This window comes from Ferrimonas kyonanensis DSM 18153 (assembly GCF_000425405.1).
GTDB lineage: Bacteria > Pseudomonadota > Gammaproteobacteria > Enterobacterales > Shewanellaceae > Ferrimonas > Ferrimonas kyonanensis.
On the sequence record NZ_KE384364.1, the window covers coordinates 195,576 to 216,833 of the forward strand.

General features: G+C 59.0%; 25 protein-coding genes. 8 read left to right on the top strand and 17 right to left on the bottom strand.

The window, feature by feature from the left end; genetic code table 11:
* Nucleotides 1–59 precede the first annotated feature (59 nt).
* The 7 genes from H598_RS0116375 to H598_RS0116405 form a co-directional block, all read right to left on the bottom strand.
* Complete coding sequence (locus tag H598_RS0116375; protein ID WP_028113958.1) at nt 60–1,247, bottom strand: methyltransferase; 1,188 nt, start codon at nt 1,245–1,247, stop codon at nt 60–62.
* A gap of 108 nt (nt 1,248–1,355) precedes the next feature.
* Nucleotides 1,356–1,730: a glutathione S-transferase N-terminal domain-containing protein gene (locus H598_RS0116380; RefSeq protein WP_028113959.1), complete on the bottom strand. Its 375-nt coding sequence runs from the start codon at nt 1,728–1,730 to the stop codon at nt 1,356–1,358.
* 125 nt (nt 1,731–1,855) lie between these two features.
* On the bottom strand, nt 1,856–2,683 hold the full coding sequence (locus H598_RS0116385) for a mechanosensitive ion channel family protein (RefSeq protein ID WP_028113960.1): 828 nt from the start codon (nt 2,681–2,683) through the stop codon (nt 1,856–1,858).
* 4 nt (nt 2,684–2,687) lie between these two features.
* Nucleotides 2,688–3,206, bottom strand: a complete 519-nt coding sequence (locus H598_RS24735) for an OmpA family protein (RefSeq protein ID WP_051252799.1) — start codon at nt 3,204–3,206, stop codon at nt 2,688–2,690.
* A gap of 52 nt (nt 3,207–3,258) precedes the next feature.
* Nucleotides 3,259–3,855, bottom strand: coding sequence for an SOS response-associated peptidase (locus H598_RS24740; RefSeq protein WP_169629304.1), 597 nt, complete (start codon nt 3,853–3,855; stop codon nt 3,259–3,261).
* A gap of 4 nt (nt 3,856–3,859) precedes the next feature.
* Nucleotides 3,860–4,465 carry a DUF924 family protein gene (locus H598_RS0116400; RefSeq protein WP_028113961.1) on the bottom strand — a complete coding sequence of 202 codons (606 nt, stop codon included), beginning with the start codon at nt 4,463–4,465 and terminating at the stop codon, nt 3,860–3,862.
* Between the two features lie 80 nt (nt 4,466–4,545).
* Nucleotides 4,546–5,115, bottom strand: a complete 570-nt coding sequence (locus H598_RS0116405; protein ID WP_211227315.1) for a DUF4136 domain-containing protein — start codon at nt 5,113–5,115, stop codon at nt 4,546–4,548.
* A 214-nt stretch (nt 5,116–5,329) separates the two neighbouring features.
* On the opposite strand from H598_RS0116405, the gene H598_RS0116410 reads away from it, so the two are divergent.
* Nucleotides 5,330–5,869: a BPSL1445 family SYLF domain-containing lipoprotein gene (locus H598_RS0116410; RefSeq protein ID WP_028113963.1), complete on the top strand. Its 540-nt coding sequence runs from the start codon at nt 5,330–5,332 to the stop codon at nt 5,867–5,869.
* Here the strand turns inward: H598_RS0116410 and H598_RS0116415 are convergent.
* Nucleotides 5,866–6,627 carry a sporulation protein gene (locus H598_RS0116415; protein ID WP_028113964.1) on the bottom strand — a complete coding sequence of 254 codons (762 nt, stop codon included), beginning with the start codon at nt 6,625–6,627 and terminating at the stop codon, nt 5,866–5,868. The genes H598_RS0116410 and H598_RS0116415 overlap by 4 nt on opposite strands.
* 71 nt (nt 6,628–6,698) lie before the next feature.
* On the opposite strand from H598_RS0116415, the gene yciH reads away from it, so the two are divergent.
* The 3 genes from yciH to ruvX are packed head-to-tail and all read left to right on the top strand — an operon-like array spanning nt 6,699 to nt 8,018.
* On the top strand, nt 6,699–7,028 hold the full coding sequence (gene yciH / locus H598_RS0116420) for a stress response translation initiation inhibitor YciH (RefSeq protein WP_176819219.1): 330 nt from the start codon (nt 6,699–6,701) through the stop codon (nt 7,026–7,028).
* 10 nt (nt 7,029–7,038) lie between these two features.
* A complete protein-coding gene (locus H598_RS0116425) occupies nt 7,039–7,602 on the top strand; it encodes a YqgE/AlgH family protein (RefSeq protein ID WP_028113966.1) in 564 nt (187 codons plus the stop codon).
* Nucleotides 7,599–8,018, top strand: a complete 420-nt coding sequence (gene ruvX / locus H598_RS0116430; protein ID WP_028113967.1) for a Holliday junction resolvase RuvX — start codon at nt 7,599–7,601, stop codon at nt 8,016–8,018. Before H598_RS0116425 ends, ruvX begins: the two co-directional genes overlap by 4 nt.
* A gap of 52 nt (nt 8,019–8,070) precedes the next feature.
* On the opposite strand, the gene thrC is transcribed toward ruvX, so the two are convergent.
* The 4 genes from thrC to H598_RS0116450 form a co-directional block, all read right to left on the bottom strand.
* Nucleotides 8,071–9,351 carry a threonine synthase gene (thrC, locus tag H598_RS0116435; RefSeq protein WP_028113968.1) on the bottom strand — a complete coding sequence of 427 codons (1,281 nt, stop codon included), beginning with the start codon at nt 9,349–9,351 and terminating at the stop codon, nt 8,071–8,073.
* 1 nt (nt 9,352) lies between these two features.
* Nucleotides 9,353–10,288, bottom strand: coding sequence for a homoserine kinase (thrB, locus tag H598_RS0116440; protein ID WP_028113969.1), 936 nt, complete (start codon nt 10,286–10,288; stop codon nt 9,353–9,355).
* Between the two features lies 1 nt (nt 10,289).
* Nucleotides 10,290–12,740 carry a bifunctional aspartate kinase/homoserine dehydrogenase I gene (gene thrA / locus H598_RS0116445; RefSeq protein WP_028113970.1) on the bottom strand — a complete coding sequence of 817 codons (2,451 nt, stop codon included), beginning with the start codon at nt 12,738–12,740 and terminating at the stop codon, nt 10,290–10,292.
* A 236-nt stretch (nt 12,741–12,976) separates the two neighbouring features.
* Nucleotides 12,977–13,657 carry a tRNA/rRNA methyltransferase gene (locus H598_RS0116450; RefSeq protein WP_028113971.1) on the bottom strand — a complete coding sequence of 227 codons (681 nt, stop codon included), beginning with the start codon at nt 13,655–13,657 and terminating at the stop codon, nt 12,977–12,979.
* Nucleotides 13,658–13,846: 189 nt separating this feature from the next.
* On the opposite strand from H598_RS0116450, the gene aceK reads away from it, so the two are divergent.
* Together aceK and slyD are read left to right on the top strand one after the other, a co-directional pair.
* Nucleotides 13,847–15,544: a bifunctional isocitrate dehydrogenase kinase/phosphatase gene (gene aceK / locus H598_RS0116455; protein WP_028113972.1), complete on the top strand. Its 1,698-nt coding sequence runs from the start codon at nt 13,847–13,849 to the stop codon at nt 15,542–15,544.
* Between the two features lie 110 nt (nt 15,545–15,654).
* Nucleotides 15,655–16,242: a peptidylprolyl isomerase gene (gene slyD / locus H598_RS24745; protein ID WP_035416051.1), complete on the top strand. Its 588-nt coding sequence runs from the start codon at nt 15,655–15,657 to the stop codon at nt 16,240–16,242.
* A gap of 64 nt (nt 16,243–16,306) precedes the next feature.
* Here slyD and H598_RS0116465 read toward each other — a convergent pair whose 3' ends face one another.
* The 4 genes from H598_RS0116465 to trpR all read right to left on the bottom strand — a co-directional run bounded on the left by H598_RS0116465 (nt 16,307) and on the right by trpR (nt 19,292).
* Nucleotides 16,307–17,161: a universal stress protein gene (locus tag H598_RS0116465; RefSeq protein ID WP_028113973.1), complete on the bottom strand. Its 855-nt coding sequence runs from the start codon at nt 17,159–17,161 to the stop codon at nt 16,307–16,309.
* A 167-nt stretch (nt 17,162–17,328) separates the two neighbouring features.
* Nucleotides 17,329–17,562, bottom strand: a complete 234-nt coding sequence (locus H598_RS0116470; RefSeq protein WP_028113974.1) for a hypothetical protein — start codon at nt 17,560–17,562, stop codon at nt 17,329–17,331.
* A 162-nt stretch (nt 17,563–17,724) separates the two neighbouring features.
* Entirely contained in the window at nt 17,725–18,981 is a 1,257-nt protein-coding gene (locus H598_RS0116475; RefSeq protein ID WP_028113975.1) for an amino acid permease, read from the bottom strand.
* Nucleotides 18,982–19,004: 23 nt separating this feature from the next.
* Complete coding sequence (gene trpR / locus H598_RS0116480) at nt 19,005–19,292, bottom strand: trp operon repressor (protein WP_028113976.1); 288 nt, start codon at nt 19,290–19,292, stop codon at nt 19,005–19,007.
* Between the two features lie 180 nt (nt 19,293–19,472).
* Here trpR and H598_RS0116485 point away from each other — a divergent pair, with 180 nt between their 5' ends.
* Nucleotides 19,473–19,931 carry a c-type cytochrome gene (locus tag H598_RS0116485; RefSeq protein ID WP_028113977.1) on the top strand — a complete coding sequence of 153 codons (459 nt, stop codon included), beginning with the start codon at nt 19,473–19,475 and terminating at the stop codon, nt 19,929–19,931.
* A 49-nt stretch (nt 19,932–19,980) separates the two neighbouring features.
* Here the strand turns inward: H598_RS0116485 and H598_RS0116490 are convergent, their stop codons facing one another.
* A complete protein-coding gene (locus H598_RS0116490) occupies nt 19,981–20,628 on the bottom strand; it encodes a cytochrome b/b6 domain-containing protein (RefSeq protein WP_035416054.1) in 648 nt (215 codons plus the stop codon).
* Nucleotides 20,629–20,899: 271 nt separating this feature from the next.
* Between H598_RS0116490 and hpf the strand changes: the two genes are divergently transcribed.
* Nucleotides 20,900–21,250, top strand: coding sequence for a ribosome hibernation-promoting factor, HPF/YfiA family (hpf, locus tag H598_RS0116495; RefSeq protein WP_028113979.1), 351 nt, complete (start codon nt 20,900–20,902; stop codon nt 21,248–21,250).
* The last annotated feature ends 8 nt before the right edge of the window (nt 21,251–21,258 follow it).

Here is a 21,258-nt window from a genome sequence, read left to right on the forward strand (position 1 = left end):
AACACTCCAAGCCGGCCCCTCTGGGCCGGCTTTTTTTTGCTCAATGATCCGCGCTCGACTCAGCCCGACTTTGTTGCCCGCACCAATAGGTTTCTTGGGGTCATCTGCCTGTCGCAGAAGGTGCTGATGTCCACCTCATAGCCCTGCTCTTCCAGGAAACAGACCCGATCCAACACCAGCCACAGCTCCAGGGGACGGCGGAACAGCTGACGCACCGTCTCCATCTGCTCCAGCACAGGCAGCCGTGACTGCCCCTGGCTCAGATAAGGCTCGAGCTCAGGCCCCTCCATAGGCAACACCAGCCCTTTGCGCTGCGCCGCCCACTGGCAAAACGCCTCAAACCCCTCTCCGAGCAGCGACTTGGGCACGTTGGGCAATGGCAGGTATTGGTCCTGGCCCGTCAACTGACGCTGCAGGCAATCAAAGCCGAGGCGATAACTCAGCTCCAGCTGCCGCTGGCGCTTTACATGCCCCGGGGCGGTGACGGTTTCCTGCAACGGCATTTTCAGATCCAGCTTACTCAGGTTCAGATCCCGCGCCTGGGCCGCTTGCGATAACGGCCGATAACGATCGCTGCGGATCAGGTGATAACAGCAGGGGGAGAAGGAGATGGCTTCGGTTCCGGCCCTGGCTCCGTGGCGCAACAATGCCACATGAAGATCGCCGCAGGCGTGCAGCGCCACCGCATGCTGGTGTTGCTTAAGATGGTTGGCCGCCGAGTCGTCAAAGGCGTCGCCATTAACGAAGGTCATCGGCAAACCAAACCGGGTCGCCAGCGCCTGGCCCTCTTCACACAGACCGGCTTGCCACTCCAGGCTGACCACAGGCTGATCGCTGGTGGCGGCCAGGGCGCGGCCAAGATGGCCCTTGCCGGCACACCACTCCAGCCACGGCCGGTGACGTTCGGCCAAGGCATCGGAAAACGCGGTGATCTGCTGCCACTTGCGACCGGGGATCTGCCAGTCGAGACGGGCCGGATAGGCCTGGGCAGCCCCTTGAACCGGGTTGGCCTCAGCCAGCTCGGTCAGTTCCGCCAGCCAGGGTAGCACCGGCGATAGCTGAGCCTGCAACTGCGCGGCATCCTGACGCAGCGCCGTTAACTCCGACAACGAGTGCTGCTGCAACCATTGACACAATGCCGGCTCCTGCCAAGGCAGTTCCAGGCAATCGAAGGGCACAAATTGCCAATAGGGTTTAAGCTCCGCCAGCAGTTGGCTCAGGCGCGTAAAGCGATCAGAGTGAGACATATTCAGGGTTCGGTGACTAAGAGGGCGACGATTGTAATGGCTTAGGAGGCAAAGATCCCCTGTTACCTTCGCCGGTATTGAGCCGGGTCACCCTCAACCACCGACGGCTCAGGCCGCCTGACCGTAGCGCTGCTCCAGGTAGGCAATGATGTCACCGGACTCCAGCATCCACTGGCTTCCCTGGGCATCATCGATGCGCAGGCAGGGCACCTTGACCTTACCGGCGTTTTGCTCCAGCTCCTGACGGAACTGCGGGTGACGATTCACATCCCGGGTTTCGATGGGCAGGTTGAGGCGATGCATGGCCCGGCGCACCTTGATGCAGAAGGGGCAAGCATAAAACTGATACAGAGACAGCGACCGCAACTCTTCGGCAATTCGGGCCTGCTGCTCCTCGGAGCGTTTCATTTTACTGCCACGGGTAACGATGTCCCCAAGGGCAATGGCCCGTCCCAATCCTTCGCGTACAATCTTAACCAGCATGAATGAGTCCTATTCGGGTTTTAACTGGCGCCATTGTACCCCGAACCCAAACAAAAGGGCAGAGATCACAAAATCCATAAAAACCAAACGGGGCGCACAAGGCGCCCCGATTCTGATTTCGAACCTCACAATGCCGGCGGCCGCTCCGGCAATTGCTGAACATGCAGATCCATCTGCGGAAAGGGGATGCCGATGCCGGCGTCATCCAGCGCCTGCTTGATGTTGGCCATCAACTGGAAATAAGCGTCCCAGTAGTCTTCGCTCTTCACCCAGGGACGAACCACAAAGTTGACACTGGAATCCGCCAACTCAGACACCTCCACTCGATAGGCAGGGTCCTTGAGCACGTAGTCACTGGCTTCCACCACCTGACTCAGCACCTCTCGAGTCTGACGCAGGTCGGCGTCATAGGCCACCCCAATCACCAGGTCGATGCGGCGAGTGTCCTTGGCGCTGTAGTTGACGATGACCCCGTTAATCACCGCGGCGTTGGGAGCAATGATCTTCTTGTTGTCCGGAGTAATCAGAGTGGTGGAGAAGATGGAGATCTCCTCAACCACACCGGCAGCGCCAGCAGCCTCGACGTAATCGCCCGCCCGGCAGGGGCGGAACACCACCAGCAGTACTCCGGCGGCAAAGTTGGACAACGACCCCTGCAATGCCAGACCGACCGCCAGGCCGGCGGCACCCAATACCGCCACCAGCGACGCGGTCTGCACCCCGAGCTGCGCCAACGCGGCGATGAAGGTGAAGGCCATGATAATGGTGGACACCAGCGCACCGACAAAGCCAACCGCAGTGGCTTCCACCTTGCGCCTTTCCATCATCTTGCGAACCATCGAGGCCACTATTTTGCTGACCCAGCGACCCACCACCAGAATCAGCAGTGCTATCAGGATTCGCATCCCGTAGGCCATCGCCAGTGCCGGCAACTGCTCTAACCATTGTTCCATATCATCACTCTCCTTTGACTAATTGCAGCCGAATTGGCCGTGCCACCACTTCCACGCGGCGGTTCTCGGCCAAACCGGATTCGGTTTCCAATTGGGATACGGGGTCGGTCTCCCCCAGGGCATGAAGGGTCAGGCGGCGGCGACTGATGCTGTAACGCAGGGCCAGCACATTGGCCACCTCGTCGGCGCGGGCCTGGGACAGCGCCAGGTTAACCTCGCCACTGCCACGCTCATCGGCGTGGCCCTTGATCAGCAACTCATGGCCTTGCCACTTAGCCAGCCAGGGCTCCAGCTTTTGCAGCTGAGCGTCCGACAGACGTGCGGACTGGCTGTCGAACAACAGCACCAGGATTCGATCGGCAGACACGGCGTCGGAGGGGCAGCCATTGCCGCTGCCCAGAGTCGCAGGCTCACGCGGACAGGCATCCTTACCATCCGGGATGCCATCTTCGTCTCTGTCCGCCGCCCAGGCTCCGGCACTCAATACGAGGCCAAAACACAAGTATTTGAAATTGATTGTCATCTTTTCCTCCACGTCCCTGCAGAAAAGATAGCTCATGGTAACACTGTTTGGGTTAAAACAACCGCCTTTGAATGGGTTGGCCCTTGGGGTGGTAAGCACTGACCGAGATGGGATCCGCCAGTGGCGGCGGCATCTGCCCCTGCTGCAGCCAGTTGCGGGCGGCAGCGCCGCGAACCAACACCGGCATTCGATGGTGGTAGGCCTGCAAGGATTCGGTGGCAGCCTGAGTCACCAGCACCAGCGCCCCCTGTGGCCGAGTGGGGGTCACCGGCCACCACAGTCCGGCAAAACTGAACAGGGGTCGCCCGGTGGCAAAGCGATAGGGCTGCTTGCGGGCCCCTTCGGTTCGCCATTCATACCAACCTGAAGCCGGTACCAGGCAACGACGGTGGGCGTAGGCCTCTTTGAACAGCGGCTTCTGTGCCAGAGTTTCACTGCGAGCATTGATCACCGGTCGCGACAACGACGGGTGAGACAGGCCCCACTGCAGTTGCCGCAACTGCAGCCGGTCCTGGTCCAGAGTCACGCCTGCCAGCAACTGAGAGGGGCGAATGTCGTCGCGCGCATCCAGTTGGAAGCTCAGACCATCCATCCCCAACTGTTCGCGGCTGTCAAAGCCGGTGGCCTGACTGAAAAAGCGGCCACACATGAGGTTACTGACCGAACCTGGGGCCACCATCGGCCAGGTACAGAGATTCAGCGGCGGTGTTTTGCCGCTTCAGCACCCGGTTTCGATGGGGAAAGCGGCCAAAGCGTTCGATGATGTCCCGATGCAATTGCTGAAACTTCAGGGTGCCCTGAGCTTCCTGCAGCGCCACTCCCTCGAGCCCTTCACACATCGCCGTCAGCAGGGCTACGCCATCGGTTTGGTCCTGCAACGACTCGGAGTGTTGCAATGGCATATAGAAGAACTGTTTCTCGGACAACGCCAGGGCGCGATCCTGCCCGGCCTCGATTCCGCTTTTACACAGAGCCAACGCCATCTCGTCTCCGGCAAAGGCCAGTGACGAGCCGCGGTACAGGTTTCGGCTGAACTGATCCAGCAGGATGATCAACGCCAGCCGTCCTCGGGGCTCCTCGGCCCAATGGTCCAGTTCGCCCTGCAGGGCCCGAGCATGCAGATCGCCGAAATGGGTGCGAATCTCTTCGTCAATCACCTCGCCGGCACCAAACCAAAGCTTGCCTTTCGGCTGCTTCGGCAACCCCGCTTCCAACTCCCCAAACCAAAAAAACAGCACCTGACTGATCTCAGGATTCATGCGGCCTCCTTTGTTTGCCGTTCAATACTGCCTACTTTTAAAGCAAAAAACGGGCCGATTATCGCGGCCCGTTTTCGGAGTTACTTGTCTTTGCCCGGTGGGTAGCCTTCGAGGATCGCCATCACCACTTTGTTGACCTGCTCGGTACGTTTTTCCGGAGTCAGGTTCTTTTTCACCGTATCGGTACCACTGCCACGCCACAGCAACTGCTTACTCTTGGCGTCGATGATGTCGACGATCAGAGTGCCCTCTTTGTACTCCCGTACCCGAGTATCCGCCTGAACGCCGGTGCCCCAGTAAGAGCCGCGACCGTGGTAGTAAGGGTAATAGCCGAAGTTGGTGTAGAAGGTATCCACATCGATCTTCTTCTCCACCTGGGTCAGGTAGTTCACCAGCACCTGGGCATCACTGACCGCCACCTGCTGCAACCCAACACCACTCAGTTGATCCGCCAACGCCTTGCGAATGCGGCGGTCATTCAGGCCGTCCATCTGGTACTTAGCCGCACCGGTATCGGCACTGGCTTCCACCCAGGCCCAGCGGGTGTAATCGGCAAAATTCACCTGCTCATCGTAATCGTACTCTGTACTGACCGAGCTACAGCCCGCCAGAACCACGACCGCCAGCATCGCACTCAGTTTTTTCAGCATACAGGGCTCCGTTTCATTACTGTCCTATGTAACAGACCTTAACACACTCAATCCAGTTCCCTAAACCCGTCTCATTCAGCGGCAAGTTCAGGTTCAGCTTATTGCAACTACACTAAGCTGTAGTTGCTGATACGGCCACAGCAACGATGCCGCCAAACGGCGCCATTCAGTATGAATTCGATTAGTAATCAACACCATCGTTGGAGAGCCCACCATGACCCGACTCCTGATCTGGCTGACCGCCAGCCTGACTCTGATCTTCAGCCTGGGCGCCAGCGCCGCCTCCAAGACCGAAATTGACGCCAAGGTCGCCGGCGCCTTGCAACAGCTGTACGCCGACTCACCGGCCGCCAAGGAGCTGGCCGGCAAAGCCCATGGCATTCTGGTGATGCCAGAGGTATTAAAGGCGGGGTTTGGCATCGGTGGCGAGTATGGGGAAGGGGCGCTGCTGATCAACGGCAGCACCCACAGTTACTACTCCACCGCTGCCGCATCATTTGGGCTGCAGATTGGCGCCCAGATTAAGAGTCAGGTGGTGATGTTCATGACCGCCGATGCCCTGGCCGGCTTTCAGGACAGCAGCGGCTGGAAGGCCGGTGTCGATGGCAGCGTCGCCCTGGCCACCTTAGGAGCCGGGGGCACCTTTGACAGCAACACCCTGCGCCAACCGATTATCGGTTTCATCTTTTCCAACAAGGGCCTGATGTACAACCTGACCTTTGAGGGGGCCAAGTTTACCCGGATTGAACGCTAGTCCAGCAGTAACTGGTTCAGGTGCCTCGGCAGGTTCGCCACCAGCTCCGGCGTCAACAACAGCCGCTCCCGATCACCGCTCTCCGCCAGAATCCGGCTGACGGCGGCGGCCATTCCCCGGCCGGTGCGAGTCACCTCCGCGTGCAGGTAAACGCCATCGCTGGCCGGCACCAGGGCCAGCTCCATCTCCTCGATGCGACCGCTGAACTCGCCGCTGATAGGACGGTAATGAAGCATCTGCAGGTACGGAGCCGAAACCCGGGCCATGGAGGAGACCGCTTCGGTATGAACCAGCGTTTGCTCAAACCCCAGTTGTTCCACCTTATGCAGTAACTCTGCCGCCAGCGGCTGCGGCACCACCTGCAGGTAATCCCGATCTTTCGGGTCCACCGCCTGTCGAATATCCAGCCCGGTGGCCAACCACACCTTGGTCTTTCCCTGAGTCAGCGGAGTGAACTCCGGCAGCACAAACTCAATGGGCAACTCCCACTCTTCACCCGCCGCCACCTTATAGGCATCCGCCAGTTGAAAGTGAGCCAGTTCCACCTCCAGGGTTTGAGCCTGTCCCTCCTCCACCTGCTCATAACTGCAATGCAGAGAAAAATAGACACCGTGGATTCGTTGACCGACGTTTCCGGCCTTGATTCGAACCCGGGCGGACACGGTTTCGCCAGGAAAATACTGCGCTTTTTGCAGCAAGGTATCCACCTCGCAAGAGCCCATTCCAATGGCAGAGAGCAAACGATTGAACAACGACATGGGCGAGGTTTTTCCTTTTTTAGCAATGAATTTGTTAAACTGGCAGACCCGTAGCTGATAAGCCGCAAGATATGATCTCTAATCAAGACTCGCAACTGGTATATAGCACCGACATCGGCCGCATCGACCAGGAACAAACCAAAACCGCCCCACCCGCCGGCGATGGCTGGGTGCGCATTCACCTGGATCGCAAAGGCCGCAAGGGCAAAGGAATGATGATCGTAAAGGGACTAGGCTTAGAGGATAAAAAACTCAAGAAGCTGGCCGCGACTCTGAAGAAAAAGCTGGGTGTCGGCGGCGCCGTCAAGGAGTTCGATATCGAGATTCAGGGTGATAAACGGGAACAGTTGAAGCAGCTGCTGGAACAGCAGGGTTTCAAGGTCAAACTGGCCGGAGGTTAAGGAGCAGTCCATGAACAGTCTGAAAAACCACCTGTTGATCGCCATGCCTTCGCTGCAGGACAAGTATTTTAAGCGCTCGGTCACCTACCTGTGTGAGCACGATGAAGAGGGCGCCATGGGATTGATCATCAATCAGCCCATCGGCCTGGATCTGGATGACCTGCTGAAAAAGATGAAGCTGCAACAGGACGATTTCGTGTTGCCCACCAACCTGGCCAATCAGGTGCTGTTGGGGGGACCGGTCACCCCGGATCGAGGCTTTGTGCTTCACAGTGGCCCCACCCAATATGCCAACAGCCGCCGCATCAACGACCAGCTGACCGTTACCTGCTCCAAGGACGTCCTCGACAGCTTTGGCAGCGACCAGGCCCCCGAGCAATACCTGGTGGCGCTGGGCTACGCTGGCTGGGAAGCGGGCCAGCTGGAACAGGAGATTCAGCAAGGTTCGTGGCTGACCATTCCGGCGGAACCCGAATTGCTGTTTGAGGTGCCCCATAAGCAGCGCTGGGAGACCGCCACCAAGCGGCTGGGCATCGACATCTGGCAGCTGTCCGGGGAGATTGGCCACGCATGAATCAGACCATCCTCGGCTTCGATTTCGGCACCAAGGCCATCGGCCTGGCCATTGGCCAGAGCATTACCGGTACCGCCCAACCTCTGTGCGGCATCAAGGCCAACGACGGCATTCCCAACTGGGATGAGATCGGCAAGATCATCAAGGAGTGGCAACCACAGCTGATCGTGGTCGGCCTGCCGCTGAACATGGACGGCTCCGAGCAGGAGATGACCCTGAGGGCGCGCAAGTTTGCCAACCGCCTCCATGGCCGCTTCGGCATCGAAGTAGTGACTCAGGATGAACGCCTGACCACCACCGACGCCAAGGCGCACCTGTTTGAGCGTCGTGGCTTTAAAGGGCTGAAAAAAGACAGCATCGATGCCACCTCGGCGGCGCTGATCGTCGAAGACTATTTCGAGTCTCAGTACCAGTAACCGTCAACAGCAAAGGGGCCAAATGGCCCCTTTTCACATCTTAGCCTCAACCTTACTCGGGCTTGAGCAGATAGCTCCGTAGTTGACCATAGTCTGCCTCCATGGCATCACTCAGCAGCGGCTTCACCGCCGCCTCGGCCAGGGCCTGAGGCAACGGCAGCTCCAGACCCAGCAACTCGTCCACCGACTCTTTGAACTTGGCCGGATGGGCGGTGCCAAGGAACACGCCCACCTCGTCCCCCTTCAGCGAGCAAGACAACGCCCGGCTGGCGATGGCCGCGTGGGGCTCAGACAGATAACCCTGCTGATGCAGCGCCTGCAGCTGCAGTTCACACTCGCGCTCGGACACCGCCGCCCCCTCGATGGTCGCCAGCGGCCAGCTATTGGCGCGGCACAGCGCTTCGACCCGGGGCCAGTTATTGGGTGCCGATACGTCCATGGCGTTGGAGCGGGTAGCCACGGTGGGGTTCACCTGCCAGTGGCCGGAGCACAGATAGCGAGGCACGGTGTCGTTGCTGTTGGTGGCGGCGATAAAGCGCTTCACCGGCAAGCCCATGGACTTGGCCAGCAGACCGGCGGTGAGGTTGCCGAAGTTGCCACTGGGCACTGCCACTACCGCCTGGCGTCGTTTGGCGGCGGGCAACTGGGCGATGGCCTCGAAGTAGTAACAGATCTGCGCCAGCAACCGAGCGATGTTGATGGAGTTGGCGGAGTTCAGACCGATGGCCTGCTTGAGTTGTTCGTCCTCAAACGCCTGCTTCACCAACGCCTGACAATCATCGAAGCTGCCCTGCACCGCCACGGTACGAATGTTGCCACCCAGGGTACAGAACATCTTCTCCTGCAGCGGGCTGATGCGCCCCTGAGGATAGAGAATCACCACGTCGATGTTGTCCAGGCCGAAGAAGGCATCGGCCACCGCCGCGCCGGTGTCACCGGAGGTGGCGGTTAAGATGGTCAGTTTCTCATCACCGGCCAGCTGCGACAGCGCCCGGGCCAGGAAACGGGCCCCAAAATCCTTAAACGCCAGGGTCGGACCATGGTACAGCTCCAGGCAATACTGGTGGTCGCTGGCGGCCACCAGGGGGCAAGCAAAGGTAAAGGCGTCCCGCACCAGCGACTCGACATTCTCCTGGCCCAGTTCGTCCGCCAGCCAGGCGCTGAGAATGGCGACGCTGCGGTCGACAAAATCCATCTCCAGCACGGCGTCAATGTCATCAAACGCAGGCAACTGAGACGGGAAAAACAGCCCCCGGTCACGACCCAGCCCCTGGCGCACGGCCTGGGAAAAGCTGACCTTCTGCTGCGGGTGTTTCAGGTTATACAGTTCCATTTCAATTCTCGCTTGTGTAGATGACGCCATCGGATGCCAATCGGCACACATGGGCAAAACCCCGGGCATTGGCCAGGTAGCAGTGATTCAGGTAGTGGTGTGCCCGTTCGGCACTGTGGCGGTCGCGGCACACCGCGAACAGGGTCGGGCCGGAGCCGGAGATGCCCACCGCCTCGGCGCCCAGATCCGCCAGCGCCGCCTTAGCCGCCAGAAACCCGGGAATGTGTGGCGCCCGGTAGGGCTCAGCCAGTTCGTCCGTCAGCACCGACAGCGCCTGCTGCTCATCCTGCCGGTAACAGGCATCCACGAAGGCGGCCAGATTCTGGCCAAAGGCGATGCTGGTGGCCTTGTCGTACTGATCTGGCAGCAACGCCCGCATCTTGGCGGTCGACAGGCTGATGCCGGAGTAGGCCACCACCCAATACCAGTTGCTGAATTCCGGCAGCTTGCGAGCGTAGTCCGCCACCATCAGCTGCAGCCCGCCCAGGTAGCTGGGTGCCACGTTGTCGTAGTGCACCGAGCCGGAGATCTTGCCTTCCAGTTGCCCCATCAGATGCAGCAGCGCCTTGGGCTCGAGGGCATCGTCGAAATAGCGATTGAGGGCGGCACAGGCCGCCACCACCGAACTGGCACTGGAACCCAGCCCGCTGCCCACCGGCAGGTTCTTCTCCAGCGTCAGCTTCAGCGGCACCGGTGCCAGGCCACTGGCCTCGAAATAGGCGGCCATGGCCTGGTAGACGATGTTGTCCCGCTCATCGGCAGGCAAGACATCGGCGTAGGGGCCCCGACATTCCAGGCTGGCCTCCGCGGCCGCCTCGACACTGACCCGATCCCCCAGCACGCTGCCGTCCACCGGCAACAGCGCTGCCCCAAGCAGGTCAAAGCCGACGCTGACATTGCCCATGGAAGCCGGCGCGTATGCAGTGATTCTGGCCATATTACGCCTCCTTCTGCCAAGCTTGAGTGCGCAGGATGTCGGCAAACACCCCTGCGGCGGTCACCGCAGTACCGGCGCCGTAGCCACGGAGTACGAACGGCAGCGGCTGATAGTAGCGACTGTAGAACGCCAGCGCATTTTCCCCCCCCTTGATGGCATACAGCGGGTGCTCCGGCCCCACCGCCTGAACCGAGACCTTGCAGCCGCCGTCATCGTCGATGGCCCCCACGTAGCGCAGCACCTTGCCTTCGGCGCGGGCGGCAGCAACCCGGGCGGCCACATCGGCATCGGCCTTGGGCAGGTTAGCCATAAAGGTGTCGGTATCGCCGCTGGCATCGAACGCCGCCGGCAGCACACTGTCCACCTGTATCTGATCCATCTCCAGCTCAAGGCCGGCTTCCCGGGCCAGGATCAATACCTTTCTGGCCACATCCAGGCCGGAAAGGTCCTCGCGGGGATCCGGCTCGGTAAAGCCCTTGTCACGAGCCTGGGCCGTGGCCTGAGACAGGCTGATCCCCTCCTCCAGCAGTCCGAAGATGTAGGACAACGAGCCAGACAGGATGCCGCCGAAGCTGTGCAGCTGATCACCGGCCCGAATCAACCCCTGCAGGTTGTCGATCACCGGCAGACCGGCACCGACATTGGTTTCATACAGGAACTGGCGCCGCTGCTTGCGGGCCACCTGACGCAGTTGCTGGTAATACGCCATGGACGCGGTATTGGCTTTTTTGTTGGGGGTCACCACATGCAGTCCGGCGTTCATGGCATCCAGATAGCGCTCCGCCAGGGCGTCACTGGCACTGCAGTCCACCAACACCGGGTTAGTGAGTTTGGCGTGATGGGCAAAATCAAACAGCGCCTGCAGCGCCATCGGTTCGTCACAGCGACCCAGTTGATCGCGCCAATCCTTCAGATCCAGGCCTCGAGCATTGAGCAACATGGTGCGGGAGTTGGCGATGCCACAGACTCGCAGGGCCACATGCTGGTCACTGAGCACCTGCTGCTGTTGCTGAATCTGGCTCAGTAACTCGGCCCCCACCTGACCACAGCCCACCAGCAACACATCCACAAACAACCGGCTGTCGAAGAAGTTCTGATGACAGATGCGCATGGCAGCCGCCGCATCTTCATTGGCCACCACCGCCGAAATGGCTCGCTCGGAGCTGCCCTGAGCAATGGCGGCAATGTTGATGCTGGCCTGCGCCAGGGAGCGAAAGAACCGCGCCGCCACCCCTTTGCGGGTCTTCATGCCATCGCCCACCAGGGTAATGATGGCGTGGTGGGGCATCAGCTCCAGCGGATCGAGCATGTCGCTCTTCAGCTCCAGGGCAAAGGTCTCTTCCAGGGCCTGCACCGCCCGCTCTTGATCCGCCTGCTCGACGCAGAAGGAGATGGAATACTCGGATGAGCTCTGAGTGATCAGGCTCACGGACACTCCCGCCAGGCTCATGGCCTCAAACACTCGGGAAGCCATGCCAACCATGCCCTTCATCCCCGGGCCGGAGACGCTGATCATGGTCTGATCCGCCAAGTGGCTGACCGCCTTGACCGCATCACTGCCGGCGCCATCCTGATGGATCAGGGTGCCCGGAGCTTGAGGATTGAGGGTGTTGCGAATGCGACAGGGGATCTGATGTTGAGCGATGGGAGAAATGGTTCGGGGGTGAAGGACCTTGGCGCCGAAGTAGGACAGCTCCATCGCCTCCTTGTAACTCATTTCGGTGAGCAGGCGGGCATCGGGCACCAAGCGGGGATCGACGCTGTAGACACCGTCGACGTCGGTCCAGATCTCGCAACTGTCGGCGTGCAAACAGGCCGCCAGTGCCGCCGCAGAGTAATCGGAGCCGTTACGCCCCAGGGTTACGGTCTGCCCCAGCTCGTTGCAGGCGGTGAAGCCAGGCATCACCCAGAAGCGGTACTCCCCCACCGGCAACGACGCCAGTCGCTGACGGCTGGCTTCGATGTCCACCTGGGCATCCAGCGCCTCACCGCGGGCCACCAGGTAACGACGGGGCTCCAGCAGGGCACAGCGCTCACCGGCCCCCTCGAGCAGCGCCATCATCAGGTGCACCGACAGGCGTTCGCCCACCACCATCACCTCGGCGACCACCTCATCCGGGCAGCGACCCAGCAATGACACCCCCTGCAGCTTCTGCGCCACCAGCTCCAACTCCTGTTTCCACAGTTGCTGCAGTGCTTCACGGGCATCCAGGCTCAGTTCGGCTCCCTGGCTCAGCTGATTCAGTTTGTCCTCTACCGGTGCCAGCAACTGGTCATCAAAACCGGCTACCGCCTGACGAACCGCTTTCTCCAGGGCGTTGGTCACCCCCTGAGGAGCCGACAGCACCAATGCCAGGGAAAACCCTTCGACGCTGTCTCGTGCCAGTTGTGCCACTTGAGCAAACCGCTCTGCATTGGCCAGGGAGGAACCCCCAAACTTCATCACCTTCATCGTGCCTCTCCTGTATGCCCTAACCCTGAAACGAAGAAAGCCCGCTCAGGGAGCGGGCTTTCTAATATTCGGATGGTGTCTATCCAGATACTATCAGCCCGTCCCGCCACCGGTACCGGTGCCAGTAATCACAGTAATGGTTGTGATTAGAGCTGCGTGAATTAGCATAGTATTCTGAATAAACTCCTAAAACTTGTCCTTTTAACTTGGCTCAGATGGCCCCCTTGAGTCAAGGGTTATTTTTTCAGCGCCTTGTTGATGTCGCCGATCAAGGTGTGGGCCATGGCCACATCCCGTTGATTCGCCAGCCCCAGTGTGTCCTGAAGCCACAGCCGCAGTGGATCATCGTCATCGAGACTCAAGTCATTCATCAGGGTTATGGCCCGGCGTTTCAGTGCCGACAGTTGTGGCACTTCCGCCTGCCCCTGCGGCTCGGGCAGCGCCAGCTGAGAAAATTCATAGGCGTACAACATCGCCGCCTGGGCCAGGTTTAACGACGGATAGGTATTGACCAGCGGAATGGTGGTCAGGCGATCCGCCAGCGCCAGATCCGCATTGCTGAGGCCGGATTCCTCGCAGCCAAACACCAGCCCGACCCGGGATACTGCCGCTCCCAGTTGCTGCACCTGAGTGACCGCTTGGGCCGGGGCGTACAACGGCCGCTTATCCCCACGACGACGGGCAGTACTGGCGATCACCAGATCCAGATCCGCCACCGCCTCGGCCAGCGTTTGGTGCTGGGTGGCATTGCTCAGAATCTCCTGACTGCCATGGGCCACCCAACTGGCCTCGTCACTCAGGTGGGCCTGTGAGGCCACCACTCTCAGGCGCTCAAAGCCCATGGTTTTCATCGCCCGGGCCACCGCCCCGACGTTTTCGCCCCTGGCGGGCGCCACCAGAATAAAAGTCAGTTCCACAATCTCTCCTCGCGTTTGCCGCCAGAGTAGCGAAATCCTCACCATAGGCAAGCCCTAAGCTCGATGGCATCGCCACAAATACCCATCTGGCGCAGAGTACAGCCGAATAGTCATCAACGAATGAATGAGTTAGGTTAAAGAGTGGACGATGGACAGCGCCATCTTTGAGTGGGTTACAGGAGTACCAGCATGGATCAGGGAACGCCCAAACGGATCGCCTATCGAATTTTAACCGGCTTTGACCAGCATTACCGGCTGTTTTCCCGCATCAACGCCGGGGCACCGGAACGCTTTCTCAATGCCGACTGGCATGGGGTTCAGCGGGCTCAGAAAGAGCGAATACGCTACTACAGCCGCCGAGTCTCGGAAACCGTGGCGGTGCTGATGCGGCAGTTGGACAGCCCCACCATCTCCACCGAATTGTGGCGGGCCACCAAGACCGAATACAGCCAGCTGCTGCAGGGGCACCCACAAGCGGAACTGGCTGAGACCTTCTTTAACTCGGTGTTTGCCCGGCTGTTCCGGCACCGGGGCCTGGACAACCAACACCTGTATATCCACACCAGTTGCGCCCGCCGTGCCCCCTTCGCCCCCCACCTGCTGTGCTATCGGTTTGCCCTGCGCCACGACCCCACAGCCGCATTCAGAAAGGCCATTGGCTATGCCCGGCTGCAGCTGAAATTTGCCGATCTGGACGCCGATCTGACTCGACTCGAGCGACGGCTGGCGACCCTGCTGCAACGCATCGACGCCCACGACGTCGAGTTTCTGAAACCGGTGTTCTACCGCAACAAGGGCGCCTACCTGATTGGCCGTCTCATCGGTCGGCGCGGTGAATCGCCGCTGATTCTGCCGATTCGCCATGGCGACGGCGGTCTCAGCATCGATGCCGCCATTACGCGCCAGGACGACTGCTCGGTGATTTTCAGCTTCACCCGCGCCTACTTCATGGTCGACACCGATCGACCGGCGGCGCTGCTGCGCTACCTGCGCCACCTGATGCCCAACAAATCCTGGGCCGAACTGTACAGTGCCATCGGCCTGCAGAAACACGGCAAGACCGAGTTCTATCGGGACTTCCTCAGCCACCTCAATCACAGCAGTGATCAGTTTGTCATTGCCCCCGGGATCAAAGGGATGGTGATGAGCGTCTTCACCCTGCCCTCCTACGACGTGGTGTTCAAGCTGATCAAGGATCGGTTTGCCCCACCGAAGGAGAGCAACAAGGAGGAGGTGCAGCAGAAATACAACCTGGTTAAAGAGCACGACCGGGTCGGTCGCATGGCCGACACTCAGGAGTTTCGCAATTTTGCCTTTCCCCGCCACCGCTTCAGTCCGGCGCTGCTGGAGGAGTTGCTGGAAGTGGCGCCGTCCGAGGTGGAGCTCGATGGCGACCGGGTGATCATTCGCCACCTGTACATCGAGCGACGCATGACCCCTCTCAACCTGTTTCTGGACGGTGCCGAAGACCTGGAGATTCATCACGCCATTGGCGAGTACGGCCACGCCATCAAGCAACTGGCGGCGGCCAACATCTTTCCCGGTGACATGCTGTTTAAGAATTTCGGTGTCACCCGCCACGGCCGGGTGGTGTTCTACGATTACGATGAAATCGATTACATGACCGATTGCAACTTTCGAGTCATCCCCGAACCCCGCTACCCGGAAGATGAGATGGCGGCCGAACCCTGGTATTCCATCGGCCCCAAGGACATCTTTCCGGAGGAGTTCGGCCGCTTCCTTCTGGGGCGGCCAGCCATTCGCAAGAGCTTTATGGCCCAACACCGGGATCTGCTGGATGCCCGCTACTGGCAGACTCTGCAACAACAGATTCGCGACGGCCAATACCCGGAGATCCGCCCCTATCGAGAGTCCTGTCGACTGTAAATGCCAGCCACAGCGGGCTCAAAGGCAAAAATGTTGGCTCAATCATGGTGCCGGGACGGTGAAATCCGTATGATTTGGGCCTTTCACACCGAATTGTTTTGGAGACCCGGATGAAAATTGCTGCGAATACCGTAGTAACCATGCACTACCGCCTGCGTGATGGTGACGGTGAACTGATCGAAGATTCCTTTGATGGCCAGCCTATGCAGTACATGCACGGCACCAATAACCTGATCCCGGGTTTGGAAGCGGAACTCAACGACAAAGCCGCTGGCGACAAGATGAGCGTTAGCGTCGCCCCTGAACAAGCCTATGGTCCTTACCAGGACGGCCTGAAGCAGGAAGTGCCTATGGCCGCCTTTGCCGGTGTCGAAGACATCGCTCCTGGCATGCGCTTTATGGCAGAAACCGATCAGGGCCCGACTCCGGTCACCGTGACCGAAGTCAAGGACGACACCGTTGTGGTTGATGGTAACCACCCTCTGGCTGGCGTTACCCTGAACTTCGATGTCGAAGTGGTTGAGGTTCGCGCCGCCACCGAAGAGGAGATCGCTCACGGTCACCTGCACGCCGAAGGCGGTTGCTGTGGCGGTGGTTGCTCCGGTGAAGACAAGGGCGACGACCACGAATGCTGCGGCGGCACCGGCGAGTGCGGCGGCGAAGGCCATCACGGCAAGGGCGGTTGTGGCTGTCACTAAGCCCAACTGACCTGAAAAAAACGGCAGCCTCGGCTGCCGTTTTTTATGGCTGCTTCAGCGTCATTCAGCCCTCGGTACCGGGCACCACCAGCAGATGACTGCGCATGCGGTGCAAAATCGCTTCGGCGGTATTTCCGATAACAAATCCCAGCAAGCCCCGGCGCTGCCTGGCACCGATGGCAAAATAGCCGACGCCCAGTGTCGCCGCCAACTGCGGCAGACACTCACTGGCGTCCCCCACCTGCACATGAATCTGCTCCTTGGGCAATGCCAGGGACTCCAGCAGCAACCCATGCTTGCGATACACCTCCTTGAGCAGGTGGCGAGTGTCGATGATCTCCAGATCCCGAACCACCCTGGACAGGCGAATCACATAGGCCACGTGCAGTTTGCCGCCAGTCGCCTTAACCAACTCTCTGGCCGCATGCAATACCTGCTGATTCAGCCGTTGCTTGGCCTCACTCCCGGATCCCAAATCCAACGCCGCCAGCACATCCTGGCCCTGAGCCGGCTGGTGATCGGTCAGCAGCATCAGCGGCACCCGGGTTCGACGAATCAGGTGCCAATCGGTGGGCAGCAGATGGTCACTTTGCCGGTAGGCCTTCACCACCATGGTAAAGCCGTTGTTCACCAGCTCACAGATGTCATCGGCGATGCCCTTGGCCCAGCGCACCGTGGTCGGTACGCTCTGCCCCAGGGCGGTCACCCTGTGCCTGAGAGCGGCACTGCGGCTGGCCATCAATTCAGACTTAATGCCATTGACCACCTCTTCGGGCGTGCCTTCCATGACCGACAAAGGTTCATAGCAATAGCCCACCACCTCGGCCTTAGCGCTCAGGGCCTGGGCTAGCTCCAGCCCCTTGTTGATGGCATCAAACTGCTGTTCCTTTTCCGGTGCAACAATCAATAACTTCTGCATAGTGACCCCCCATTGATTCAGACCAAAAGAGCAATTCCCTCTCTTTAGCCTACATGGCTGGGTTTCAACTTGCAGAATTTTTGATGTTTTTTCCACCGAACGAGGTCTGGCACCAACTCAGAGGAGCATGACAAGGCGCCCCCGAAGCGGGGGCGCGCGCAGACGGCTTACTCGCCGCGAAGGGTTTTGGCAACCTTCTGCACCGCCTCGTGGGCGTGCTGTTCACTGGCTTGCTCACCGGGCTTCAACTCCAGATCGGCGCGCTTGTGCAGGCCGGTCATGTCTTCGGCAATGTGCAGCCAGTCCGGATGCCAGTACAGGGTGGTTTTCTCATCCACCTGCCAACGATGAACACCGCTGTCCTTACCCTGATAGTTGATGTTGCCCGGTTCATAATCCATGGTATTGCTCTCCGATTAAAAAGACTCGAAATAAGCGTAGCGCCATTTTTCGCCCTTAAGCCAGATCCAGCTCATGAATACCGATACCGCGGTCATCCGTGCACGGCCATAAAAACGACACAACCCGGCACCAGGGCCGGGTTGTGTGCAGACTCATCGCCGTTACGGGAAGGCGGGCAACATCCCCAGCAACGCCAACGATTCGCATACCATCACCAGCACCCCGAAGCCCAGTACTCCGTACAGACGGCCGTTGCCGCCTGCCACCCGGAATGACTGACTCTGGCCACGTCGACGCAGCACCAAAGCAATGGCGCAAGGCAGAATCAATACGAAGATGCTGGCCAGCAGAGAGGCATAGCCAATGGCGACAATAAAGCCATCGGGAATGGCCACCCCAAGAATCATTGGCGGCAAAAAGGTGATGGCACCGGCGATGGCGGTATCCCGACGGCTGTCCCCCAGGCCACACTGATCTTTAACGAAATCCAGCAGACCCAGAGCCACCCCGAGGAAGGAACTGGCCAGGGCAAACTTGGCGAAGAAACTCAGCAGGGTATCGATGAGGTTGCCATCGACCGCATCGCCCACGGCCGCAATCAGCGCACCGACGTTACCGCCATTGGACACCACTTCACCAAAGTCATCCCGGGAGACGGTCCCCAGAATCGCCAACTGCCACACCGCGTAGATGGACAAGGCCAGCACACTGCCCACCAGGATGGCAGAACGGGATTTGACGATGTCCTTGTTGTAGTGCTTCACAATGCTCGGCACGGTGCTGTGATAACCAAAGCTGATGGCCAGCACCGGAATGCCCAGCCAGATGTAGGGCAGAGTGTCTGCCATACCCGCCGCCGGAAACAGCTTGTCGGCGCTGACTTCGGAGGCCAGCATGCCGGTGGAGGTGATAAAGGCGATGACCATGGCCCCAATCATGATGGTGCTGACCCGGTCTACCGCCCGGGAACCCAGCAACACAATGCCACCGAGCACGATGCCGAAAATCAACCCCGCCTGCCAGTTGGCCAGAGACAAGCCAAAGCCGGCGTTGAGGCTGGAGGCCAGAACCGACGATCCGCCGGAGATGTAGGCGTAACAAAGGATGTAGCTGACGAACCCCACAGAGCACAGGGAGGCAATCACTCCGGGCTTACCCAGAGTATCCTGAGCCATGGTGGCGTAACTGGCACCACTGCGGTAGTTCATATTGGCCTCCGCCAGATACATGGCGGAGCTGTAAGAGCAGAAGCAACAGATGGCCAGGATGATCATCGACCAGCCAAACCACATGCCGGCACTCATCACTGGCAGGGACAGCATGCCTGCCCCAATCGCCGTACCGGCAATGATCATCGCCCCACCCAGAACACTGGGTGAAGCCGATTTCGTTGATGTCTCTAATACAACTTCTGACATCGGTTACTCCACTTCTTTAATTGTTATGGTGCCGAGAGAATCAGGCTTTGCAGCCTATCCCGCTCCGCGTCGGATAAATTTTTTAATGTGTTTGAGCAACGAGTGATGGTGGCAATGCTGACGTTCAATGTTGCGGCGATCTGACGTTGAGTCAACTCCCCGGCCAGTAATGCCCGGAACACCGCCAATCGGGCACCGATGGCTTCACGTTCATCCAGGGTTAACAGCAACAAAAACAACGGCGCCAGAGATTCCTTTCGGCCTTGCTCAGCGATAAGTTCCAGCGCCTTATCCCAATACTCAGATTCCATAAAATGTTTACTCCACATGTAATGCCGTAGCATTACACCGTTACAGCAGGACAAAAGCGAACGCCATTCCGAAAATCTGCGAAGTCGACGACACTTTCAGACACAAACGAGAACTTGGTCACGGGGGCGGTTTGGCGTTATTATTCACAGCGGAACAACATACTTAGGGAAAACATAACAATGACAAGATGTTCAATGCTGTTGGCCGCCCTGCTCGTCTCCACCAGTGGCAGCGCCATTGCCGAAGGTGCTTTTAACAGCGCCGACGACGCCATCGCCTACCGGCAACACGCCTTTGGGCTGATCAAAGAGAACTTTGGTGACATGTACGCCATGGTCAAAGGGAAAAAAGAGATGGACGCCGACGCGTTTCAGCGCCGGGCTCAGCACCTGTCTCTGTTGAGCCAGATCCCCTTTGAGGCGTTCAAAGTACCGGGATCCAACAAAGGGGATACCGAAGCCCTGGCCTCCGTCTGGAGCGACAGCGCCAAGTTCGATCAGATCGCCAAAGAGTTCCAGAGCGCGTCTGCCAACCTGGCCAAAGTCAGTGGCAGCGGCGACGCCAAGGCGATCAAACAAGCCTTTGGCGCCACCGGCAAGGCCTGTAAAAGCTGCCACGATCAGTTCAAGCAGGACTGATAACCACAAAGGGCTGCCCATGGCAGCCCTTTGTCGGTAAGTGATTGCTTCACCATAACGGCAGTATCAGCCAATACAGCACGGTTCCCCCCACCAACACCAAGGGCACCAGCCAACAGATGGGCGCCACCGCATTCGAGCGTCGACCGCCGGCGGTCATGCCGTAACCGGTGATCATCGCCTCCACCAGATTGACCCCATTGATTCGATAAAACACGATGGCACACAGGTGCATCAGCACGGTCACCACAATCAGGTCAAAGAACCAGTGATGCAGGCTGGTCATGGTCCCGGCCAACGCGCCACTGACCGATGACGACAACGGCCCCTCCGCCAGAATGTCATCGGTGGCGAACAAACCGGTCATCACCTGTGCCATCAGCAACAGCATCATCACCACCACCATATAGCCTCCGGCCGGATTATGACCAAAGTAGGGGCGTTCATGGGCATGCCAATTAAAGAGGTAGTGCAGAACCGCGCCAGGACGGCGGACGAAATGATTGAATCGGGCAGTGGTGGTACCGATGAATCCCCACAACAGGCGCACCATCAACAGCACCATCAGCAGGTATGCACAGGTCATGTGCCACTCCATCATCCCCTGTTCGGCAGTGAACCAACACAGAGGCAGGAGCGCAACCGAGCCCCAGTGGAACAGCCTAACCATGCCATCCCAGATCTTAACCTTCACCATAAACTCCTTGGAATCCGGTCAGGCAAGGAGATTCAAAAATGCGGTCAATTAACAGTCAAACCGCGGCACTCCTTCGCCCTAAATCCCACCCATAATGCGCTTGTTTCGGTTATCCCTCAAGCAGAAAAGTGGGTTTTTTTAACCTAAGTTGAACCGGTTGGATAAGTTTGCAGCATTCACCAAAAAGGTGATCGAGATCACTTTACCCGCGCCCAGTGGTAGGGGTAGTCTGAAGTTGAACCTGATTTTGGGTTAACAGAAGGGGAACTCTATGAGAATTGAAATTACCAGCAAACACCTCACCGTTACCGACCCCATTCGTGAGCGCATCGAGAGCCGGTTTGAGAAACTGGAGCGTCATGAAGTCAACCTGATTACCCCCCATGTCATCATCACCCAAGAAGGACCCGAGTTTCAGATTGAAGCCTCTATGGGCATTCCCAGCGGTAAACTGTTTGCCAAAGCGTCTCATGAGAACCTGTACAACGCCATCAACCAGATGGGACAACGCCTGGAACGTCAACTGAATCGACACACTCACAAAGACCAGTCCAAGCGTCATATCAAGCCTGCCGCCATCGAAATCGAGGTAGAGGCAGAAGAGGCGGAATCCGCCGCCTGAACGACCCC

What these genes read in the sequence shown, in the direction of transcription:
- H598_RS0116375 (WP_028113958.1), bottom strand. Translation starts at nt 1,247, where the DNA reads ATGTCTCACTCTGATCGCTTTACGCGCCTGAGCCAACTGCTGGCGGAG.
- H598_RS0116380 (WP_028113959.1), bottom strand. Translation starts at nt 1,730, where the DNA reads ATGCTGGTTAAGATTGTACGCGAAGGATTGGGACGGGCCATTGCCCTT.
- H598_RS0116385 (WP_028113960.1), bottom strand. Translation starts at nt 2,683, where the DNA reads ATGGAACAATGGTTAGAGCAGTTGCCGGCACTGGCGATGGCCTACGGG.
- H598_RS24735 (WP_051252799.1), bottom strand. Translation starts at nt 3,206, where the DNA reads ATGACAATCAATTTCAAATACTTGTGTTTTGGCCTCGTATTGAGTGCC.
- H598_RS24740 (WP_169629304.1), bottom strand. Translation starts at nt 3,855, where the DNA reads ATGTGTGGCCGCTTTTTCAGTCAGGCCACCGGCTTTGACAGCCGCGAA.
- H598_RS0116400 (WP_028113961.1), bottom strand. Translation starts at nt 4,465, where the DNA reads ATGAATCCTGAGATCAGTCAGGTGCTGTTTTTTTGGTTTGGGGAGTTG.
- H598_RS0116405 (WP_211227315.1), bottom strand. Translation starts at nt 5,115, where the DNA reads ATGCTGAAAAAACTGAGTGCGATGCTGGCGGTCGTGGTTCTGGCGGGC.
- H598_RS0116410 (WP_028113963.1), top strand. Translation starts at nt 5,330, where the DNA reads ATGACCCGACTCCTGATCTGGCTGACCGCCAGCCTGACTCTGATCTTC.
- H598_RS0116415 (WP_028113964.1), bottom strand. Translation starts at nt 6,627, where the DNA reads ATGTCGTTGTTCAATCGTTTGCTCTCTGCCATTGGAATGGGCTCTTGC.
- yciH (WP_176819219.1), top strand. Translation starts at nt 6,699, where the DNA reads ATGATCTCTAATCAAGACTCGCAACTGGTATATAGCACCGACATCGGC.
- H598_RS0116425 (WP_028113966.1), top strand. Translation starts at nt 7,039, where the DNA reads ATGAACAGTCTGAAAAACCACCTGTTGATCGCCATGCCTTCGCTGCAG.
- ruvX (WP_028113967.1), top strand. Translation starts at nt 7,599, where the DNA reads ATGAATCAGACCATCCTCGGCTTCGATTTCGGCACCAAGGCCATCGGC.
- thrC (WP_028113968.1), bottom strand. Translation starts at nt 9,351, where the DNA reads ATGGAACTGTATAACCTGAAACACCCGCAGCAGAAGGTCAGCTTTTCC.
- thrB (WP_028113969.1), bottom strand. Translation starts at nt 10,288, where the DNA reads ATGGCCAGAATCACTGCATACGCGCCGGCTTCCATGGGCAATGTCAGC.
- thrA (WP_028113970.1), bottom strand. Translation starts at nt 12,740, where the DNA reads ATGAAGGTGATGAAGTTTGGGGGTTCCTCCCTGGCCAATGCAGAGCGG.
- aceK (WP_028113972.1), top strand. Translation starts at nt 13,847, where the DNA reads ATGGATCAGGGAACGCCCAAACGGATCGCCTATCGAATTTTAACCGGC.
- slyD (WP_035416051.1), top strand. Translation starts at nt 15,655, where the DNA reads ATGAAAATTGCTGCGAATACCGTAGTAACCATGCACTACCGCCTGCGT.
- H598_RS0116465 (WP_028113973.1), bottom strand. Translation starts at nt 17,161, where the DNA reads ATGCAGAAGTTATTGATTGTTGCACCGGAAAAGGAACAGCAGTTTGAT.
- H598_RS0116470 (WP_028113974.1), bottom strand. Translation starts at nt 17,562, where the DNA reads ATGGATTATGAACCGGGCAACATCAACTATCAGGGTAAGGACAGCGGT.
- H598_RS0116475 (WP_028113975.1), bottom strand. Translation starts at nt 18,981, where the DNA reads ATGTCAGAAGTTGTATTAGAGACATCAACGAAATCGGCTTCACCCAGT.
- trpR (WP_028113976.1), bottom strand. Translation starts at nt 19,292, where the DNA reads ATGGAATCTGAGTATTGGGATAAGGCGCTGGAACTTATCGCTGAGCAA.
- H598_RS0116485 (WP_028113977.1), top strand. Translation starts at nt 19,473, where the DNA reads ATGACAAGATGTTCAATGCTGTTGGCCGCCCTGCTCGTCTCCACCAGT.
- H598_RS0116490 (WP_035416054.1), bottom strand. Translation starts at nt 20,628, where the DNA reads ATGGTGAAGGTTAAGATCTGGGATGGCATGGTTAGGCTGTTCCACTGG.
- hpf (WP_028113979.1), top strand. Translation starts at nt 20,900, where the DNA reads ATGAGAATTGAAATTACCAGCAAACACCTCACCGTTACCGACCCCATT.